The organism is Methylobacter psychrophilus (genome assembly GCF_025583945.1).
Taxonomy (GTDB): Bacteria; Pseudomonadota; Gammaproteobacteria; order Methylococcales; family Methylomonadaceae; genus Methylobacter_C; species Methylobacter_C psychrophilus.
The window spans coordinates 35,204-56,017 of the sequence record NZ_JAOEGU010000011.1; the positions used below are offsets into that span (position 1 = coordinate 35,204).

The following is a 20,814-nucleotide window of genomic DNA, read 5'->3' on the forward strand; positions in this document are numbered from 1 at the left end:
CTGTCGGAAGTGGAATGTATTCTCAAGCAGGTATTTGAGAACAAGAAATGATGTATTTTTGGATAATTTATAGCAGTGAAAGCACAAATAAAAGATTTGGTACAGACACGACTCCCGACCGAGCATGGCGAGTTTGTTCTGCATTTCTACAGTAATACGATTGATAAAAAAGAGCATATGGCGCTGGTTAAAGGTGACGTTGCTAACTGTGAAAATGTACCGGTGCGTATTCACTCCGAGTGTTTTACCGGTGATGTTCTGGGTTCCCGGCGTTGCGATTGCGGAGAACAACTGGCAATGGCCATGCAGCTTATTGATGAAATGGGTTTTGGAGTATTGATTTATCTACGTCAGGAAGGACGTGGCATCGGCTTGTTGAAAAAATTACAGGCTTATAATTTACAGGATAACGGTATGGATACCGTTGATGCCAATATTCATTTGGGGCATCTTGCCGATGAGAGAGAATATAGCATTGCTGCATTAATGTTGGAAAAGTTACAGATAAAATCAATAAAATTGATGACCAACAACCCGGAAAAAATAGACGCGATGAAAAAACTGGCTATTAATGTGTCAGGTCGCATTCCGTTGGAGTCGGTAGCACATGATGACAATGTCGGTTATTTAAAAACCAAAGCGAAAAAAATGGCACATATGCTGTTCGAGCCCAAAAAACAGTAAGGGCAAACCCTTACGGTTGCCCTACTATTGGGTCTGATTGTCTTTATACCAGCTTCAGCTCAACCAGTTTGACCCAATAAGCCGCACCGACGGACAAAATCTCGTCGTTAAAATCATAGTGTGGATTATGCAGTAAACAGCTGTTTTCAGAAGAACCGTTACCTATCCAGATATAACAGCCTGGTTTTTTTTGTAGCATAAAAGCAAAGTCTTCTGAACCCATGCTGGGTATCGGTTGTTTATCAACGCAGTCTTCGCCGGCAATGGCAATAGCGGCTTTTAATGCGATAGCCGTTTCAGCTTCGGTATTAAAGGTGACCGGATAACCTGCATTTTCCGGATTAAAACGGACATCGGCACTAACCTCAAACCCCGCGCAAATGCCCTTAACCAATTGCGTGATTTTATCGGCAATACGTGTTTTGACAGTATTACTAAAACATCTGAAAGTACCCCTTAACAGCACTGATTCCGGTATCGCATTCCAGGTATTTCCGGCATGAATCTGGGTGATACTGACTACCGCAGGATCCGCAGGATTTATGGTTCTGCTAACGATGGTTTGCAGGGCATTGATTAGCTGGGCAGCTACAACAATGGCATCGTTGCCTAAATGCGGCATCGCTGCATGGGTTGCCTGTCCGGTAATGGTGATTTCAAAACAATCAAACGAGGCCATCATGGCACCTGCTTTAACGGCAAAATGGCCTGGTGGAATATCCGGAAAATTGTGCATACCAAAAACACAATCGGCCGGAAATTTTTCAAATAAACCGTCATCGATCATTTGTTTGGCACCCGCACGGCCTTCTTCAGCGGGTTGAAAAATAAAATACACCGTCCCGTTGAAGTGTCGGTTTTTAGATAAATAGCTGGCAGCGCCCAGCAACATCGCCGAATGGCCATCATGGCCACAGGCATGCATTTTACCTTCGTGGTGTGACTTATAAGAAAAATTATTCTGTTCCTGAATGAATAAAGCATCCATATCGGCACGTAAGGCTATTTTTTGGTCACTGCTTCCGGCTGAAAGCGTGGCAATAACACCGGTTTTGCCTAGTCCCTGATGAACGTCCAGCCCAAAACTGATCAATTTATCGGCGATAAACTTTGCCGTTTGGATTTCTTCAAAAGCGGTTTCAGGAAACTGGTGCAGATGTTGCCGCCAGTGGCGCATGTCGGTATGTAGTTGCTGTAACTCATTGGTAAGTATCATGGCAAAACCGGTTTATATCTAATTAAGCGATCATGCTACAACCAAAGCGACATTAAATAAACCCTTGGATGACAACAACGTTTACTCCACTATGGACAAATCTTTTTAATAACATGAGTGTATTTGAAATGTCGTTTCAAAAAATAGATTACTGTTGAGGATACATATGATCTATGAAACAATTTTAATTGCGCGTGAGGAGTATGATGGCTGCGAATACTTCATAACAGTAAACATTCAGGTATGAGCAAAACAACGATTAACTCCACTTATGACCGGAATAGCTTTATCTTAAATGATACTTATAAAAGTATTACGGCATTTTCCTTAGCATTGCTACTGGTTGTACTGGTAGTGGTCGCTGCATTCTGGTCTTTAAGACAAAGTCACCAAAAAGCGCAGGCGCAGAGCTCAACCTACGCTTTAATCATGTATATGGATGCTTTGTTATCGGAATTGAAGGATGCCGAGACCGGCCAACGCGGCTATTTATTGGTCGGTGATGAGCTATTTTTGGAGCCTTATTTTACTGTGCTCGACAAAATCAGCACTCATCTTGAAAAATTGCATCAATTTACCTTCGTTAATGCTAACCAAAAACACTTGGAGACATTAATTCCATTGGTGAATGCCAAAATGACAGAAATGGCGCGTGTCATTGAATTGAAACGTCACCATGATGAAGCCGGTGTATTAGCGGCTGTGCATAGTGGACATGGCAAACAGTTGATGGATTTGATTCGTGCCGAAGTTAGTAGCATTACCGGGTTAGAGAACAATGCGCTGGCACAGCATATTGCAGGCTTTCAGTTGAGCATGCGCTATATGTTTTATATTATCTGTGCCGCCAGCTTGTTGTTGTTACTATTTTTAATCGTCCTTGCTGGTATTGCACACCACTATCTGAATAAAGTGCAAGGAAACGCGCTAAGTCGCCTCCAAAAAATAGCCAGTCAGTTGCCCGGCATGGTGTTCCAATTTGTTTTACGAGCTGATGGCAGCTCCTGCTTTCCTTTTGTTAGTGAAGCTATTCGCGATATATATCGACTTAGTCCGGAAGATGTCCGTGAGGACGCTTCTAAAGTATTTGCCATTCTTCACCCCGATGACTATGAGAATATTAATGCTTCTATCCAGAAATCAGCACTAAATTTGAGGCCTTGGCATTTTGAGTATCGGGTGAAGTTTGACGATGGCACAGTGAGATGGTTGTCAGGTGATGCCTTGTTACAAAGAGAAGTCGATGGTTCTACGCTCTGGCATGGCTTTATCACTGACATCACCGAACGTAAGCAGATGGAAGTGGCGCATAAAGCTGCCCTCAATAGTCTCCAGAAAATATCCAGTTTAATCCCTGGTATGATCTATGAATATCATTTGCGACTCGATGGTAGCTCTTACTTTCCTTTTGTCAGCGAAGGTATCAATGACTTATTTCATCTCAGCCCGAAAGATGTTAGCGAGGATGCCTCTAAAGTATTTACCTTACATCACCCTGATGACCGCAACAGTATTTTCGAAGCCATTCAGAAATCAACTCAAGAGTTGTCCCCATTTAGTCATGAATATCGTGTGCAGCTTGATGATGGTACTGTGCGTTGGGTATTTTCCAAGTCTACGGCACAACGAGAGGCAGACGGCTCTACACTCTGGTACGGATTTGCCACAGACATCACCGAACGCAAGTTATTGGAAGAAAATTTACGTATAAGTAGGGAATTGCTTAATAGCATCATCGATAGTACGCCTTCAAGTATTTTTGCTTTTGATTTACAAGGCAGGTTTATTTTGGTTAACAAGGCGGTGAGTGAATTTTACGGGAAGTGTAAAGAAGATGTATTGGGCAAGACACTTCATGAGGTTTTTCCTAAGGAAATTGCCGACAACAAAATGATTACCAACAATCAGGTGTTGGTAACACGAAAGCGTTTGGATTTTGAAGAGCAGATCTTGACTAATGCTGAAAGCTTGCTAAGTACGCTGATGGTGACGAAGTTTCCTATTCAATCGGCGTCGGGAGAAATCTATGGGATTGGTGGTGTTGCCACTGACATCACCGAGATCAAGCAGGCGCAAGAAGCTGTTCAGGCGACGGCTCAGTATGCCCGAAGTTTACTGGAAGCGAGTTTGGACCCCTTGGTAACGATCTCATCAGAAGGTAAGATATCGGATGTTAACAGGGCTACGGAACGGGTAACCGGGCAGGATCGAAAGCAGCTGATCGGCAGTGACTTTGCGGATTATTTTACCGATGCAAAAAAAGCTCGCGAAGGCTATCAATTGGCATTCTCGAACGGTTTTGTGACCGATTACCCGTTGACTATGTTACATGCTTCCGGCAAGGTCACTGACGTACTTTATAATGCCAGTGTGTACCGTGATGACAAGGGTAACGTACTTGGCGTATTTGCCGCTGCTCGCGATATTACTGAACGTAAACAAATAGAGCGTGCGTTACGTGAAAGCGAATTTTTCTGGAAATTTGCCACAGAAGGTTCTGGTGACGGTGTCTGGGACAGGAATCTTTTGACCAGTGAAATGCACTATTCCAAGCGCTGGAAAGAGATGCTGGGGTATACCGAAAATGATATTTTACCGACTCGACAGGAATGGCTAAACCGTATTCATCCTGATGATCAGTTGCTCGTTAAAACGGCAATGCAAGCTTACTTGAATGGTGAAGCCAAGAGTTATTCAACCGAATACCGATTATCCTGTAAAGATGACAGTTACAAATGGATTTTGAGTCGTGGCGTGGTGGTTGATTACGCTGAAGATGGTACGCCCTTACGAATGATAGGGACGCATACTGACATTTCCAAGCGTAAATTTCAGGAACAGCAAGACAAAGAGCATTTAAATCAACTGGCTCATGTAACGCGTCTTGGGCTTCTGGGTGAGATGGCATCAGGCATTGCCCATGAAGTTAACCAACCCTTAACGGCGATTGCTACTTATACACAAGTCAGTTTAAATCTGATGAAAGCTGAATCCCCTGATTTTGCAAAGCTTGCCGAGGTAATCTACAAAACCCAGCAACAGGCATTAAGGGCGGGGCAAATCATTCGTCGCATGAGAGAGTTTGTTAAATCCAATACCAAACAAAGTTTAATAGTCGACCTCAATGAGTTAATTCAAGATGCAGCCAGTCTGTGCTTGCCTGAGCTAAGGCTCAACAATGTAGTGTTAACGTATCAATTACAAAATTCTTTGCCACTTATTAATGTTGATAAGATTCAAATTGAACAGGTCATTATAAATCTGATCCGAAACAGTGCAGATGCTTTGGAAAGCTGTCCTGAAAATCAGCAAAAAAAAATATCCATTGATAGCTTGTTAACACTGAATAATCGCATAGAGGTCAGAATAAAAGACAATGGCCTCGGGATTCCTGAAGATCAGCAACAGAAAATATTAATGCCTTTTTATACAACCAAAGTCGAGGGGATGGGGATGGGCTTATCTATTTGCAACTCCATTATTGAAGCCCATGACGGTCATTTGAAATTCAATAGCAAAGTAGGGAAAGGAACTACATTTTATTTTACGTTACCCATAAAGACAAAGAGCGACTGATGAACATTAATAAGAGGGGTCAGTGTTTCTACCAAAAGATTGAGCAAGCGTGCTTGCACTAATGGTTTTCTATGGAATACTGAAGCCAACGCGCTTGAATTTACTATCTGTTCCGTGGTATTTTTTGTGCTTTTTAAGCCTTTTGCCACTAAAAGTTAGATGATCTGCAGAGACAGTATCAATACATAGAACAGGAGAAAATATATGTTGAAAATAAAAATACCGGGTGTCGTGTTGTTGGCGCTAGCCTTTTCCCAAGTTGGCTACTCCGCAGAAACCCTCACGCCTTTAAAAAGCACTGTGGATCTGCAAACGATGTCTAATCAATTTTGGTGGCCTGAAAGACTTGACTTGGCGCCTCTTCGTCAACATTCGGCTGAGTCCAGTCCGATGGACAGAACGTTCAACTACGCTAAAGAGTTTAAGAAAGTCGATATCAAGGCTGTCAAGAAAGATATCGAGACATTGATGAAAACCTCTCAAGACTGGTGGCCTGCAGATTACGGAACCTATGGACCGTTTTTTATCCGGATGGCCTGGCATAATGCGGGTACCTACCGTGTGGCTGACGGGCGCGGCGGAGTCAGTGGCGGTCAGCAGCGCTTTGAGCCTTTAAACAGTTGGCCTGATAACGCAAATTTGGATAAAGCGCGACGCTTACTTTGGCCGATCAAGAGCAAGTATGGCAGTGAAATTTCATGGGCCGACCTGATAGTTCTTACCGGCAACGTTGCTTTAGAGTCCATGGGCTTTAAAACTTTCGGTTTTGCCGGCGGACGGACGGATGACTGGGAAGCTGATTTAGTCTATTGGGGACCTGAGAAAAAATGGCTCGGTGATGAACGGTATAAGGATGGCCGAAAATTGGACAATCCACTTGCTGCTGTGCAGATGGGGTTAATTTATGTCAACCCGGAAGGACCCAACGGTAATCCTGATGCACTGGCAGCCGCTAAAGATATTCGGGAAACTTTTGCCCGAATGGCGATGAACGACGAAGAGACGGTTGCCCTGATTGCCGGTGGACACACCTTTGGTAAAGCTCATGGTAATGGCGATCCATCGAAATGTGTCGGTCCCGCGCCGGCAGCTGCCGGTATTGAAGAACAGGGTTTAGGTTGGAAAAACAAGTGTGGTAAAGGCAATGGTGTCGATACAATCACCAGTGGATTGGAAGGCTCATGGACCATGGATCCAGCTAAATGGACTCACCAATATTTAACTAATCTGTTTACTTACGAATGGGTAAAGACCAAAAGCCCGGCCGGAGCCACGCAGTGGATTCCCAAGGATGACGCGGCTGCGAATTTGGCACCTGATGCGCATGACAAAGATAAGCGACATTCACCAATCATGTTTACTACGGATATTGCCCTGAAAGCCGATCCGGCTTACGAAAAAATTGCCAAACGTTTTCTGGATAACCCAAAAGAGTTTGAACTCGCCTTTGCCAAGGCATGGTTCAAACTCACTCACCGCGATATGGGTCCTCGGACACGGTACGTTGGTACTGAGGTTCCTAAAGAGGTGCTCATTTGGCAAGATCCTATTCCCGAAGTAAATCATAAGCTGATCGATGCCAAGGATACTGAAGGTCTTAAGGCTAAAATTCTAAAATCAGGTTTGACGGTGTCGGAACTGGTACGAACTGCCTGGGCCTCAGCGGCATCTTTTCGTGGGACAGATATGCGGGGTGGAGCCAATGGCGCTCGTATTCGTCTGGCTCCCGAAAAGGACTGGGCGGTCAACAATCCGGATGAACTTGCCAAGACTCTGGTGCGTTTGGAAGACATTCAAAAGGACTTTAACAAGGCACAATCGAATGGAAAAAAAGTGTCACTGGCTGATCTGATTGTTTTGGGTGGCGGTGCCGGCATTGAGCAAGCTGCCAAAGCTGCAGGTTACAAGGTGATAGTCCCCTTTACACCAGGGCGTATGGATGCCTCACAAGAGCAAACTGATGTGAGTGCATTTGCCGTTCTTGAGCCAAAAGCAGATGCATTCCGTAATTACTACGGTGAAGGCAATCCGATGTCACCGACAGAGATGTTGGTTGATCGGGCCAATATGCTAACACTGACGGTTCCTGAAATGACGGTTCTGGTTGGTGGCATGCGCGTTTTAAATGCCAATGCAGGGGAATCCAATCAGGGTGTTTTTACCAGTAAACCCGGGACATTGAGCAATGACTTCTTCATAAACTTGCTAGACATGTCGACTAAGTGGGAGAAATCATCCAAGTCTGAAGGGGTTTATGACGGTATTGACAGGAAAACAGGTGTGATTAAATGGACGGCTACTCCGGTCGACCTGATTTTCGGATCGCATTCTGAACTTCGGGCGACTGCGGAAGTTTACGCTTCTGAAGACGGAAAACAGAAGTTTGTGACTGACTTTGTAACTGCCTGGAACAAGGTGATGATGCTTGATCGCTTTGACTTAAAATAACGTTGTGAATTGTTAAGAGTTCTTCGAAAAAGGGACATATAGTCATCCAGATATATGTCCCTGAACTACCAAGTAAAATAAGCACTTCAGATTTATACAGGGTGACAGAATTTTTTTGGAACCCCGTACCATAGGCATAATTTCCTTTCCAAGGCATTTTTTGAGTACTGATTTGCACTCGGTTATCTGCGAGATTGCGAGATTTGCATGCCAACTAACCGCGTTACCAGAATTGCCAGATACATCTGGCCAGTGGTGATAGCCTCCATGTAAGTCATGACTCCTGCAATCCCTGATGAGGGCGTAATATCCCCGTAACCCACAGTCGCCAAAGTGATGAAACTGAAATAAACATACGCTGACATCGTCTGAAAGGGGATGCATTGCGGTGATCCGCAATGGTAGGAACCTGGTATGGCTTTTTCCAGTAAAAAATGGCCATTAGCGAAACTCAAGCCGATGAGCAGATAGACGCTGACAGTCCCGTAAAGTAGATCGCTGGTTATGTTTCCTTGGCTGGCGAAAATGTCCCGCATGAGTGTCCACGTTACGTGAGAGAAAAAAACTACCCCCGAAATCAACCAGATGATAGTGAGTAGCCTTTCCGGGTTAAACGCAATTTGTGTAAGGCCCATCGTCAGATAAATGATCGCAACCACGACGGTAAATCCAATCTGTGGCCGACTGTTGTAGATCGCCAAGATGCTCGTAACAAGGATGACGACGGTCGCCAAGAGCTCTATCAAGTGACCCAGGAACCAGTGGGATATCATTGGATATATGATGAATAACGTCACTAGTGCTCGCAACAAATAACGATAACAGATTGCTCCGTGCCAAGCATGATGAGCGCGATTGGTGAACATAAATAGTCTCAATTTTAAACAATTTTAATATTTGCTTTTAAGCACCTTAAAATAACAGCTACACGACTTTCCCCTCCTTGACATACTCGCGCAGGATAGCTGTCTCCAACCGTTTGAAGTCAATACAGAGTGATTGATCAGCCAGGGCCTCTAGTGCACAATAATGCATGATATTGGTAATACCCGCACCGGTCAGTTCGAAACGGACTGCTACGTGCTGCCAGTCAATATCATCAGCAATGACCATTTGCGGGGGAAAGGCTTTATTCCAGATTTGATAACGTTCTTCCGGTCGTGGCATTGGAAAATGGATGATGGTCTGAAAGCGCCGGGCAAAAGCATTGTCTATATTGCTGCGCTGATTGGTGGCTAATATCACCAGTCCGTTGTAGCTCTCAATGCGTTGTAATAAATAAGAGACTTCCTGATTGGCATATTTATCGTGAGCATCGCGTATGTCTGTGCGTTTGCCGAAAAGGGCATCGGCTTCGTCAAAAAACAAAATCCAGTTTTTATGTTCGGCTTTATCGAACAGTTTTGACAGGTTTTTTTCTGTTTCGCCAATATATTTAGACACCATCCGTGACAGGTCTATGCGAAATACATCTTTGCCTGTGTATTTACCCAATAAAGTCGCTGTCAGCGTTTTGCCCGTGCCGGAGGGCCCATAAAACAGGGCACGGTAACCGGACTTTAACTTTTTGTGCATGCCCCAATCATGCAGCAGGGTATCGTTATAGGTGATCCAGTTTTCAATTTCTCGAATATGACTCAAGGTGTTCGGGTGCAGCACCAGATCGTCCCACGCCATTCCGGTTTCCAGATACTCAGCCGGAAAGTTCATACTAAAACGCGGCTTGGCGACCGTACCGAGAGTTAATAGTTCGATAATTTCCGGGTCAAGGATTAAACGACCACTCATCAAAGGCTCACCTACATTTACCGGCTCAAGCCAGAGAATGCGCTGTTGTGAAAACCAGTGTTCGCTGCTCAAAATATGCTGCACGTTGAGGCGCTTTTCAATGTCATCGCCTCCAAGGATAAATTGTGCCGTTTCGCCAGTAGGAAGAATACCTCGATGGTTGGTAGCTTTTACACCGCCAAATTCAGGGAAATTACCACCTTCGGGAAGATGTTCGGCGATGATTTGGTTGAAGAAATGGGGATTTAAGTGCGGAGTGATAGCCAGCATCAATAGTGTAAATTCTTCAAAACCGGGTTGGCGTTGCTCCATAAAGGTGGCCAGCCAGGAATTGTCGTTGTAAAAACTCAAGGGACTAAGCTCAAAACCTCCAGATTGCCCAAAGTGAATTTTAAGACATTCATTGATAACGGTTTTTAACCAGTCGAAGGCGATTTCAAGGTTGGCGGCGTTAGTTTGCATTTATTTAGATGATTAAGTTTTCGACAGTAAAAGGGTAATAAGTGAATTCTGTAGCCTTAAATAGGGATAACATCCTTTATAAGGAATGTTATCTCTAAGTCCAACAGCCTGTTTATACATAATTACAGATTTCAGCCACTACCTAGCAAAGGATCGGTCAAAGTGAGTTAAGGGAAATTGCGTTGCTTAGATATAAATCAGTAACTTTTTGATAAATATCAATATTTCCAGGATATATTTCTGTATATTTTTTTGCTAGGTGCAGAATGCTGTTGAATTGCTGGCCAGGTATAGTACGGCGAAGATCGATTATTTTTCCACATTCAGCTTCCGATAATTTACCGGCAGCCGCTTTATACAGATCAGATTTTGAGGATTGGTTAAATGAAATCTTAGAAAGCCGTTTTAATAGGGGTTTCTCTTGCTCGAAAGCTTTGCCCTTATCTGATTTTCTAATAAATGTAGCTCCCTGTTTTTCTAATCCCCCCCATTTAACCCGTATTTTACGGGGAAAAAATTTCATAGTCAGATCAGGAGGCTCAGCATTATAGTAATCAACGCTAGTTTCATAATAAAAGAGCTTAGTCTTGCTTGCTGAATTTAGTACTTCATCTTTAGCCCATTTTTCCACTTCCGTCTTCATGTTGTTATTAGTCTGAATTGTTCCCGGAGTCAGATTCCAAGTTACTCCCGGCCCATGTAGATTGGCATTCAGAAGATGCGCCCTTACCCAAGAACCAGCCCGTTTTAAATGATAGACGCTCTCCAATTCGTCCCAGCCTTTGGGATTTTCTCCAGGTGCTGAGCCGCTTGTATTTCCAGGAATATAGGTAAGAGGTTCTGCTTTAACGGTTATGGCTCGACCTTCAGAATCTGAATTAGGGATGACATTAGTCTTAACAAGGTCGGACGGAACTTCGCCAATACCTGCAATGGTGAGAAAATTGGCCAGTTTACTCATACTTGCTTCGATGCCGATCCGATGCTTTTCACTTGTATCGGGGCTAGTCTTATTAATATCAATTCCTTGGAATTTTGTGATAAGCCCATCTAACGTTTTTTTCTCCTGTTCAGCATCCGAAAGTGCCTTAAATTTGGTTTTATCAGTTGCCGCATTAGTATCCAAACTTTTTCTCTGATCGTTAACAGTTTGTTGGAAAGATTTAGTCTCGCTTCTTACAATGAGTTGGGCTGAAGCTCCTTCCCCTTGGAATAACAACCGATGGCTTTTTCCATCGGGCGTTTGGAATCCCTTTTCTGTCTTCCACCAGCCTAGAACAGCTTGTTTTATATTGGATGCACCTTCTTTGACTTTTCCCCAAATCTTCTTTGCTTTATCCGCAATCCACTTCGCTACCTTTAGTAAAACTGCATCCACCTTATCTCTGATCTTTTGGATCGCAGCTTTGATTTTGTTGGTAATGCCGCTCAGGTGTAGTAACTGCGCCAGGAAGCTGATTACCAGCGAGAGTCCACGCGCCAATCCGCTTTCCATCGCATCGGCTGCAGCACCAATGTTGCCGGCGGCAATTTCGGCGATTGAGCCCAGGAAACTACTGATCATCTGCATGATCTGTTTCGCCTTCTGGATGAAGAATACGATCGTATCATAGATACCAATGATGGCTTTAATGATACCGGCACCGGGAATAAAAAGACTAACCAGCCACTGGATCGCCTGCTCGATGATTTTTGTTTTGATGAAATCTTTTACGGCTTCGATAAATGCATCGCGCATTTCGCTTGCCATTTCTTTAAGTTGTTCCCAAGCCGCTATAGGGCCTTCGGTAATCAGCGTTTTAACCAGTGTGAAGGTTTTTTCAATACCAGCCACAATCGGTTCGCCCATCACCGCTACCATGTGTTTGCGGATGTTCTGGTATGAAATACCGATCATCTGGAGGGCAACACTGATGATGCCTTTAAAGTCCCAGGTTTGTGGCAATACCAGCCCTTCCAGTGATCCTGTCAGCCACTCAAACAAGGCATTTTTCAAGTGCTTCAGGAAGTTTTTTCCGAAGTTCTTGAAGCCGGTAATGGCCGCATTTATGAGGTTCTTCACGAACTGGATGGGTTGGGTGAAGATGGCTTTGAGTATGGCGGTGCCTTTGTTGATGATGGCTTCGATTTCCTGGAGCGAGTAGCCGAACTTCTCAAGAGCCCAAGTGAAGAATTTTTTTGCAGCCAGCAGTAGCAGTTTACCAAGTTTGGATAGCGCGCCCGACATGTCTTCCTTCATCTTCTCGATTTTTTGGTCAATGGCCTTGATGGCAGACTGCTGTTTTTCTGCCAACACTTTTCCAAGATTCTGCTCTGTTTTCGCCACGAAGTTGTCTAAATCGGCGAGCTGAGTATTCATTTCTTTTTGGGCTTCGATGCCGATTGCTTTCAGACCAGGACCAAGATTATTAACGTGTACCTGGATTTCCATCCTGGCGCTGGCAAGTGCTTCCTTGCATTCCTTGATAACGAGTTTGTTAAAGAGAGTGATATCGCTGACTAACTTTTTGGTAGCGATCTCGAAGTTGCTGCGATTGCGTGCGAAGATGCCGCTTACTTCGGGTAAGTCGTCCATGCCCAGTAACCAGTCTTTTGCTTTTCTGGCCCAGCCAAAGAAACCTGAGTAGCGCTGCTTCTTAAAAGCCGTTAGTTCCCGGTCAACATTGTTTTGGAATGCTTCTGTAGCCTTGGCGTTGTCGTCGTCGAACCATTTTTTTGAAGTCGTTTCGAGATCGGTGAGCTTTAGTTTTACTTTGAGCTGCGCAGCCATGTGGATGCTGTTGATCTTGATGGAGATTTCTTCGCGTTTTTTCTCAAGAGTGCTTTTGGTGCCTTTCTGCTTTTGTGCGGTAGTGCCAAGACCGGTTTTACGTTTGGCTTTTAACCCGTCGCGTGCTTGTTTTTCATTCTGCTTCAGATCCAGGTCGACCTTATTGCTAGTCTGCCGGGCGAATGTTTGAACGGCGAGTGGCTCGGTCTTTGATGACTTTTCCAAAGCCTTTTTTTCTTTATTGGCGGTAGCCAGGTCACCACTATCAACCATATCTAGCTGTTCTTGCGTAATACCTTCTTCCTTTAACTTGCCGTCAGCTTCCTTAGTGTAGTTGCTCAGGTCGGTATGTTCTTGCTGAAGCGGTGCAATTGTCCCTTGCCCGAGGTTCATAGCTGCGGTAGGTGGTGCAATTTCTTCCGGCGGTAAGGCTTCGGGCGTTTGTTCTGGAGGGGTGGGCGGCGGTGTAGTTTCCATTTCGGCAAAGGTGGAAACTACGGCATTTTTGTCGCCCAGCGCCACTGACATAACATCTGCGCCCATGTGTTGGGCTTTTTTGTCGCGCTTAAAGTTGTCGACGTCTTCAATACTTTGGGGGATATTTTCTTTGAGCGATTCCTGCAGTTTTTGTTTAGCTTTGCTTTCATCGACAGCAGGTGCAGATTTGTCGCTTAACAGGCCCACCTGTTCCGTATTGCTTTTCGATTGTCCTTCGCTGGGCGGGATAATGACAGCTTTTTCAGATTGCTGTAGTTTTTCGGTGGCATCGTCGTGTGTCTGCTCGTTTTGTTTCAAGCTTTGTAGTTGGCCGATACCTCCGGCCAGTACCGGGGTGCCTTTGGCGGCCAGGTATTGTGCGACTTTGCCCGAGCCTACCCCTTTGAGTAGCGCACTGATCGCACCTGCGGCCTTGGGTATGGTTTTGCCTTTTGCCCTGCCGATGCTTTTGCCTTTCGCGCCGGCTTTGGCTCTTGCTGTTTTCGCTTCCTTCTTCGCTGGTTGATTAATATTGGGTACGGGTTTTGGCGGGGAACCTTTTCCAAGTTGCTTCTCGGCAGTTTTTGCTTCAGCTTCAAGCCTGGAGGCTTGTTCAACCGTCATATCGGATGGCAATTCTACCATCTGGCCATTGCTGGTGCGGTACATGCGTGTTCCGCTATCGCTTCCGGAGGAAGTCGGCGTCATGGCACGGGCAGTAGTTGGTAATAGGGTGCTAATTGGCCTCGGTGACAGAATCGGACTGGAAGGCGGTTGTTCACCTTTGCTTTTGTCTCGTATAGTTGATTGCGAACCTGTACCGATAGATTCGGTTTGTTTTACCGGCGCGAAAAAATTACCCCCACCTGCTTTTGCAAAGAAAGGCTGGCTCGCCGTCTTGTTGGTAGCCGTCGAGGTGGTACTGGATGATTTTTCTGAACTCGCTTTCATGTCGCGCTTCCTGATTCATCAGTTAATTAACTGGCCCATTCTACCCAAAGCATTCGTTGCATCCAGGGCAGTTGTATCATTGAAATGCCCCAAGGTAGATGATTTAAAAGAATATCAACGGTTTTTGATTCAACCTGCAATAACCAATCGCCATCGTCACGCAGGGAAAGTTTTCCGAGCCTGAGGAGAAATGTTCCGCGTAAGCCATCAATACTGGTATTTCTCAATGCATCCCAATGTTGTATTACCGCTTCAAGCAGCGCTTCGGCTTCGGCTTTTTCGGCATCGGTTAACGCCATGTCAGATTCTATAGGTGTTTCCAAAGGCATATTACAGAGAATTTTTGATAGAATCAGTTCATATTCCGGCGCGACAGTCTGCCCGGTGACCATGAAATGGAGTAGACAAATAGCGCGTTCCGGCTGTAAAAGAAGGTCTTCGGTAACGAGACCTAATGCTTTCAAAAACTGAGGCAGGAAAGGGTGTAATAAAATCAGGCCGGCGTTTTCAATATAGATCCCTTCTTTGGCATCAATTAATGCGCTGGGTATTGATTCCGCTTTATTCACTGTAATTTCATATTGATTAACCGACTGCGTAACGTTAAGCCAATGATGTTCTAATAGATTTTTCAAGGCTGTTTGTTGCGATATTGCGGGCAGACTTTGCCATGTTTCTCTGACCAGAGCATATGCTGTTAACCTTTGATCTGATGGTTTAACAGCATAAATAATCTGCCAGAGATGGTGTTCAAACTGTTTTTTTATTAAGTCTGCGAGACTGGAGTTATTCAATACTTGCAAAACTGTTTGCGTCAGCTTTTGGTTTGCCAAGGAAAGCTTGGGTGGTTGTAGATCCGAAGCTGGAGTGGATCCCGGCCAATGGCGTTCCAATAGACTTGTCAATGCGGGTTGTTGCAATGTTGCAGGTAGGCTGTGCGATGTTTCCGTGACCAAAGTATATGCTGTTAAAGTTTGATCTGATGGTCTAACAGCAGAGATTATCTGCCAGAGATGGTGTTCAAACTGATTTTTTATAAAGTCTGCAAGGCTGGAGTTATTCAATACTTGCAAAATTGTCTGCATCACCTTTTGGTTTGCCAGGGAAAGACTGTCAAATAAGGAAGGGGGAAGGTTGATGGCTGATGTCGATCCCGACCAATGGCGTTCCAATAAACTTGCTAATTCTGCTTGTTGTAATGTTACCGGTAGATTTTGCCATGTTTCTTTGACTAAAGTGTACTCTGTTAAAGTTTGATTTGTTGGTCTAACAGTAGAAATTGTCTGCCGGAGATAGTATTCAAACTGTTTTCTGGTAAAGGTGGCTAGATCAGCGTTATCGAGTGCTTGCAAAACTGTTTGTATCAGTTTCTGGTTTATCAAGAAAAACCAGGCCGGAGAAAGTTTGGAAGGCGCTATCGAACCCGGCCAATGACGCTCCAACAGGTTTGCCAGTTTCGCGGAGCTTGATAATGAAATTGGCAGTGTCTTTAAGCTCTCGGTAACCAGTTGATTGACTGTTATGGCTTTACCGGTTGCGATAAAGGCAAAAACGGTTTCCCAAAGTTGTTGGATAAACAGTTTTACATCAGCCGCTGGGGCATCGGCGCTGTTCAGTATTGGCAAAATAGCTAGGATTGCCTTGCTGCTTTCTGAATCAAGTCGGGTAAGTAAAGTTTGTAAAAAATCAGCTGAAAATTGTCGAAGCAGACGTTTTCTGGGGATTACTACAGCAAGTACATTGCGTACCGTATTTTCAAGATACAAATAATTCCGGTCTGACTGATTCCATGAGACGAGCAACATCGATTCTAAAGACTTGTCTTTGGGCAAATGAAAAGCCCAAGGTAAACGACCTGTTTGTAAAAAATAGATAAAGGCTTCATCGATAGTCTGATGGCTGGTCTTGCGTTGAACATTTTTTGTTTCGGCAACCAGTTGATCAACGCTAATGGTTATTTGTTCTTGAATTGTTTTTTCGACAGCTTTTGCAACGATATCAGCCAGATCCTGTTCCAAACTATCGATATTCAGAGTTCCGGCATCTATTTTCAGACGTTCGATGAACCAGTTCTCATCTGCGGGTACACAATGGTCAAATACCCGTTCAAGGGCTGGCATTAGCCAATCCTGAGACAACCTCGACAAACGGTTTTGCAAAGCCAAAGCATCTGACTCCGTGCCGTTTACTTCGACATGAAGATATTGTAGCCGAATGGTGTGTCTGACTGTATTTGGCGTCATTGTGACTTAAGATCAATGGTGTCTTTAACCATAACTCTACATCCTTTTTCGGTAAAGGCGGTGAGCCGAACGAGTTTGGTTGTGAGTTCACTTTGGGTGAAAGTGAAACCGGCTTTTTGACCGTTTGATATCGGCGGGTTGCCATTCTGCACTTCCCACAGATAAGCGACCGGTTTGTCGCTGCCCGAGGGCTCTACATTGAGGTTTGCCGTTAGTCCATCCACTTGCTGGCTTATTTTCAGCATTAAATCCGGCACTTTGGCACACAGTTTTTGAGATGGAGTTTCCGGATTGCACTTGTTGATTTTGGTTCCGTCGAATGCAGGAATTGTTACGTCCAACAGAATTTTTTCTCCTTCGGTACTAATGATAGTACTGGCAGTAGGCGTGACTGTTATAGTTGTTATTGGTTCCTGATGTGTGGCGATGCCAATAGGCCAACTCATTTGAAACTTGAATTGCAGGCATTCAAAAGACTCAATCCACCAGATATCCATACTGTCCGGCTCTGTTGAGCCATATTCAAATTTTAGCCAATCGGGTCGGCCTGTTTTTTTAGTAATCAGCGAATTTATTTGTTTTGCAAAGCTCTCGCCGTCTCCGGCAAATTCCTGCAAAATACTCTGAACTTCTTCTGATAGGTCAATCGTGCTGCCTTGCGGAAATTCAAACGAAAAACTGATTCGGGATTTCAATTCTAAGGAGGTGGCGAATAGTGAGAAGCGGTAGCCACGTCGAACGGCGACACCATTGCAAGGCAAATCACAAGGTTTTTTGCCAACATACACCGTCGCAGTTGCATTGGCACTTCTGCCATAACTATCTTTTACGGTGTAGTTGATGATTATATCTTGGTTTTCAATAGTGCTATTAGGTGTATAAGTAATAGTTTGATCAGTATTAATAATAACCATGCCTTGCAATTTGTTCTCAAGCTCAGCTTTGGCTAGCGCCAATTCTGAACCTGCGTCGTTATCCAACACGTTGATGGTCACGGGCGTTTTGTATTCGGTCTTTGCCGTATCGGGTTCTGGTTGCAGTGGTATGCAAGTGTGTGTAAAAGTAAGTTCTTGCGCCGGACAGATGGAACTGTCGCCGATCATAATCTTTACAGTTTCCCCGCTGATAAAAGGACCTACTGAAATGAAATGAATGTTGGGAGCATCAGAAATAGTTGCTGTGACTTCCTTGCCATCAATGTTGAGCGGCAGTTTACCGTTGGTAACCTTGATTTTAACCGTATAAGTCTCATTCGAGTCATTGCAAGCCGGTTTCCCTGATTCAAGACTGAAACGTGGAAAAATCTCAATTTCTTGTGGCAGTGAAACGCCGCCTTCAGCATCTCTAACGATGACTTTATGCTTGCCTATACTCAGTTTAATCTGGTCGTCAGTTAGTAGTGTGTAGGTCAAATCGTCTATCTGGACTTCGCAAGGCGGTGTGCGATAGCTAAATTCAAAACGGACTACGGCTTTACCATCCTGACCTTGACATTCTGGATGCAAAACAAAAATTGGACGAGGCGGAGGTAATACAAACTGCACGGGAGGACAACTTGAGCAGCAACGATAAGGCAGAAAAAAATCGGCAATCACAACACGTTCGGGTATATCAAATATTTTGGGTATTACAAAGGAAGGCCTGGTAATACCCAAATTTGATAACGCCTCTTCCGGTAAATTAATACCCTGATTTTTAAGCGTATCGACAAGTATTTTCTGCTCGCCGGTGGTCAGTTTCAGGGTTGGTAGGCTAGCTAATGAAGTTAGTCCTGTTTTGGTTAAGGCACTGATTTTCAATGCACCGTTGAGCTTGTTGGTAATGAAACTGCCTTTTCCTGCCAAATTAATTTCTGTTGAAGTTTCCTGATAAATCAGTACAAATGTACCGCCTTTGGATACGCCTGCCTTATGTTCAAGACCTGGATGTTTACGTACGTAGTTGCTAAAAAAAATGAGTTCTTCAATTTGTTTTTTCCGGCGTTCCAGTTCGGCTCCCAGCTCTTCCAGACGTTCTATCTGGCAGTTGTACAAAAGTTCATTTAACGCTTTGGATATTTGTTCTTTTTGTTCCGGGGTGATAATTGGATTTTGTTGAGGAGGTTGGTAGAGTTCGATGTCTTTCGAATAATCGACAATAGCTTTGTTTAATTTTTGGTATTTGTTACTGATGCTTGCGTATTGCAAATCGCCGGCATTAGTCGGTAGTGAATTAGAAAAATCTACCAAGGCGCTAATTACATCGACTGGCTTGTTAATGATCAGATTGTAGTCGGCGACAGAAAGTTTACCAATGTCGGAATTCTCATTGAAAAATTTCTGGACACTGTCTTTAAGTTTTATAGAGGTTATGGACGTAACCGAGCTTTTGTTTATAGCCGTTGCTACGACCTTGCCCAGACTGCCTTCCGAGTTGGACAGGGAAGATAGCACATTTATTTTGGCGTTTAACTGAAGCGAAAGTTTATCGGTTAAAATTTTGCTGCTGGTTGACGAAGTTTTTACCGGAATTGGAATATTAGTGAACAGTTTTATTTTATCTTTTAACAGGCACTCCAGTTCCTTGGCCCAAATATCGTAAATTACCTGTAAATCATTACTTAAACAGCTCGATACTAACGGGTCTGAGGTCACAGGTTGAGGATGAGCATTGAGTGCAATTACATCAAATGGTAGCCGGTAGAAAGTAATTTTTTCAAGTAAATCTGTTAGCACCTTCCGCCAATCCAAATTGATATGGCCTTCAATGCGAAAGAAATTATAATCTTCCAGATCATAATTTAACGGCTGGACTGGTGTATTTATGTATCGGTGGTATTTCGTTTCAACATTGTAGCCCATGTTTTGGCTTGCACGGCCGACTCTGGTTTTATGAAAATTCCATGCTGTCAGCAACAGTGAATTTTTACTTGGAGAATAGTAATACGGGATTGCTTTTTCCGAGAGTGGTGTCCTTCCCAGACAACTGGGAATGATTTTTACCGTTGATTTAGGTGTTGTCTCCAGGGCATTTTTCGGAAATTCAAATTGTTCCAGCATCAATTTAAGCCGCAGGAAAAGCTGTTGTACCTCGCTGCCCGTCATTTTTTGTTCTGTCAATGCCGGTGAGGGTCTAAAGTAGTGTCGGTGTATCTTGTGACCTGCAAAATTTTCTCCGTAGATTTCCCCTAATTCCAGGTGGCGAGGAAATACCTCTGCCGGCGGACAGCACAAGGCCATAAAATCCAGTGCTTTCCAGCGAAACTCATCATAAGCTTGAATGATGTCATCGAGAAAATCATAGAAATATTGCGAGTAAATAACGCTTTGCACTTTTTGGAGTGATTCATACCGGGTGTAAATAGCTGTCAATTGTTGTGATAAATAGTAGTCCCCAGACAACTGGGTAAGTATTGGTTGAAAAGCAAGGTATGCTTCATCCAAAGCATTACCCACTGTACCAAAGAAATTTTTGGATAAAATCTTCTGGTAAGCGGCAAAAATCGTTTGAGCATTCAGTTGACTATTCACCAGATTTCCAGCCAATAGATCAAGACGGGGCAGACGTAGATCAGGCAGATCAAGTCGTGCGCTCAGATCGGGAAAAAAATCGCTCTGCGCTTTGGCCTTTTCAATAGTAGTCTTGATTGTTGTGTTTAGCATTTCCAGTGCTTTTAGATCAATTAGCAGCTTGCGCAAAGTGACGGTTACTTTTTTGCCTTTGTCATCACAGGACGAAGGACTGCAATTTTTTAGGTTTTCTTCCAGCAATTCCACGAACAGCAGAACCACTTTATTGTCCAGGATGGCTTTGGCAAGCGGTATGCCTTTTGCGTAATCCTCATGCCCTTCGTCCAGCAATTCCAAAAGCGGAGAAGCTTCGTTGCCGGCATTCAGTAAAAGTGCATAACCATCTTCTTCCGGCACTTTATATGTTTGATATTTGTTGGCCACAAAATCTTCATTACCTACCATCGCCAGATAACCCTCGGAGGTTACGCCGTAGCCTTTGCTCAGGGTAATAATTTTGTCCGAGTTCGTGACACTGATAGTTAATCCACAAACGACGCCAATGCCATGCAGAGTCGCTCTGGTCAGGCGACTTTGCTCGTCCAGGTAAATTTTCATACAGTTCAGGTGGTCGCTGGTTAGCACCTGGTTGGCTTCAAAAACCGGAAAGTCTATTTTAATGGGTATCATAACAGTACGTATTTAAGTGAT

Annotated in this window: 9 protein-coding genes; 3 read left to right on the forward strand and 6 right to left on the reverse strand. The window is 44.1% G+C overall.

The genetic code is table 11. The features are described from left to right. The first annotated feature begins 75 nt into the window (after positions 1-75). Complete coding sequence (ribA, locus tag N7974_RS07610; RefSeq protein WP_262965030.1) at positions 76-684, forward strand: GTP cyclohydrolase II; 609 nt, start codon at positions 76-78, stop codon at positions 682-684. Positions 685-727: 43 nt separating this feature from the next. On the opposite strand, the gene N7974_RS07615 is transcribed toward ribA, so the two are convergent. Beyond that, on the reverse strand, positions 728-1,900 hold the full coding sequence (locus N7974_RS07615) for a M20 aminoacylase family protein (RefSeq protein ID WP_262965031.1): 1,173 nt from the start codon (positions 1,898-1,900) through the stop codon (positions 728-730). Positions 1,901-2,143: 243 nt separating this feature from the next. On the opposite strand from N7974_RS07615, the gene N7974_RS07620 reads away from it, so the two are divergent. After that, positions 2,144-5,476 (forward strand): PAS domain S-box protein, encoded by a 3,333-nt coding sequence (locus N7974_RS07620; protein ID WP_262965032.1) that lies wholly within the window; start codon positions 2,144-2,146, stop codon positions 5,474-5,476. A gap of 204 nt (positions 5,477-5,680) precedes the next feature. Continuing rightward, entirely contained in the window at positions 5,681-7,924 is a 2,244-nt protein-coding gene (gene katG, locus N7974_RS07625) for a catalase/peroxidase HPI (RefSeq protein WP_262965033.1), read from the forward strand. Positions 7,925-8,106: 182 nt separating this feature from the next. Here katG and N7974_RS07630 read toward each other — a convergent pair whose 3' ends face one another. From N7974_RS07630 to N7974_RS07650, 5 genes are all read right to left on the reverse strand, one after another. Then, entirely contained in the window at positions 8,107-8,625 is a 519-nt protein-coding gene (locus tag N7974_RS07630; protein WP_262965034.1) for an ion channel, read from the reverse strand. A 223-nt stretch (positions 8,626-8,848) separates the two neighbouring features. Further along, a complete protein-coding gene (locus N7974_RS07635; protein ID WP_262965035.1) occupies positions 8,849-10,174 on the reverse strand; it encodes an ATP-binding protein in 1,326 nt (441 codons plus the stop codon). Positions 10,175-10,331: 157 nt separating this feature from the next. Beyond that, complete coding sequence (locus N7974_RS07640; protein WP_262965036.1) at positions 10,332-14,372, reverse strand: hypothetical protein; 4,041 nt, start codon at positions 14,370-14,372, stop codon at positions 10,332-10,334. A 26-nt stretch (positions 14,373-14,398) separates the two neighbouring features. Next, positions 14,399-16,615 carry a contractile injection system tape measure protein gene (locus tag N7974_RS07645; protein ID WP_262965037.1) on the reverse strand — a complete coding sequence of 739 codons (2,217 nt, stop codon included), beginning with the start codon at positions 16,613-16,615 and terminating at the stop codon, positions 14,399-14,401. Then, complete coding sequence (locus tag N7974_RS07650) at positions 16,612-20,793, reverse strand: Ig-like domain-containing protein (RefSeq protein ID WP_262965038.1); 4,182 nt, start codon at positions 20,791-20,793, stop codon at positions 16,612-16,614. Before N7974_RS07650 ends, N7974_RS07645 begins: the two co-directional genes overlap by 4 nt. Positions 20,794-20,814: the final 21 nt, after the last annotated feature.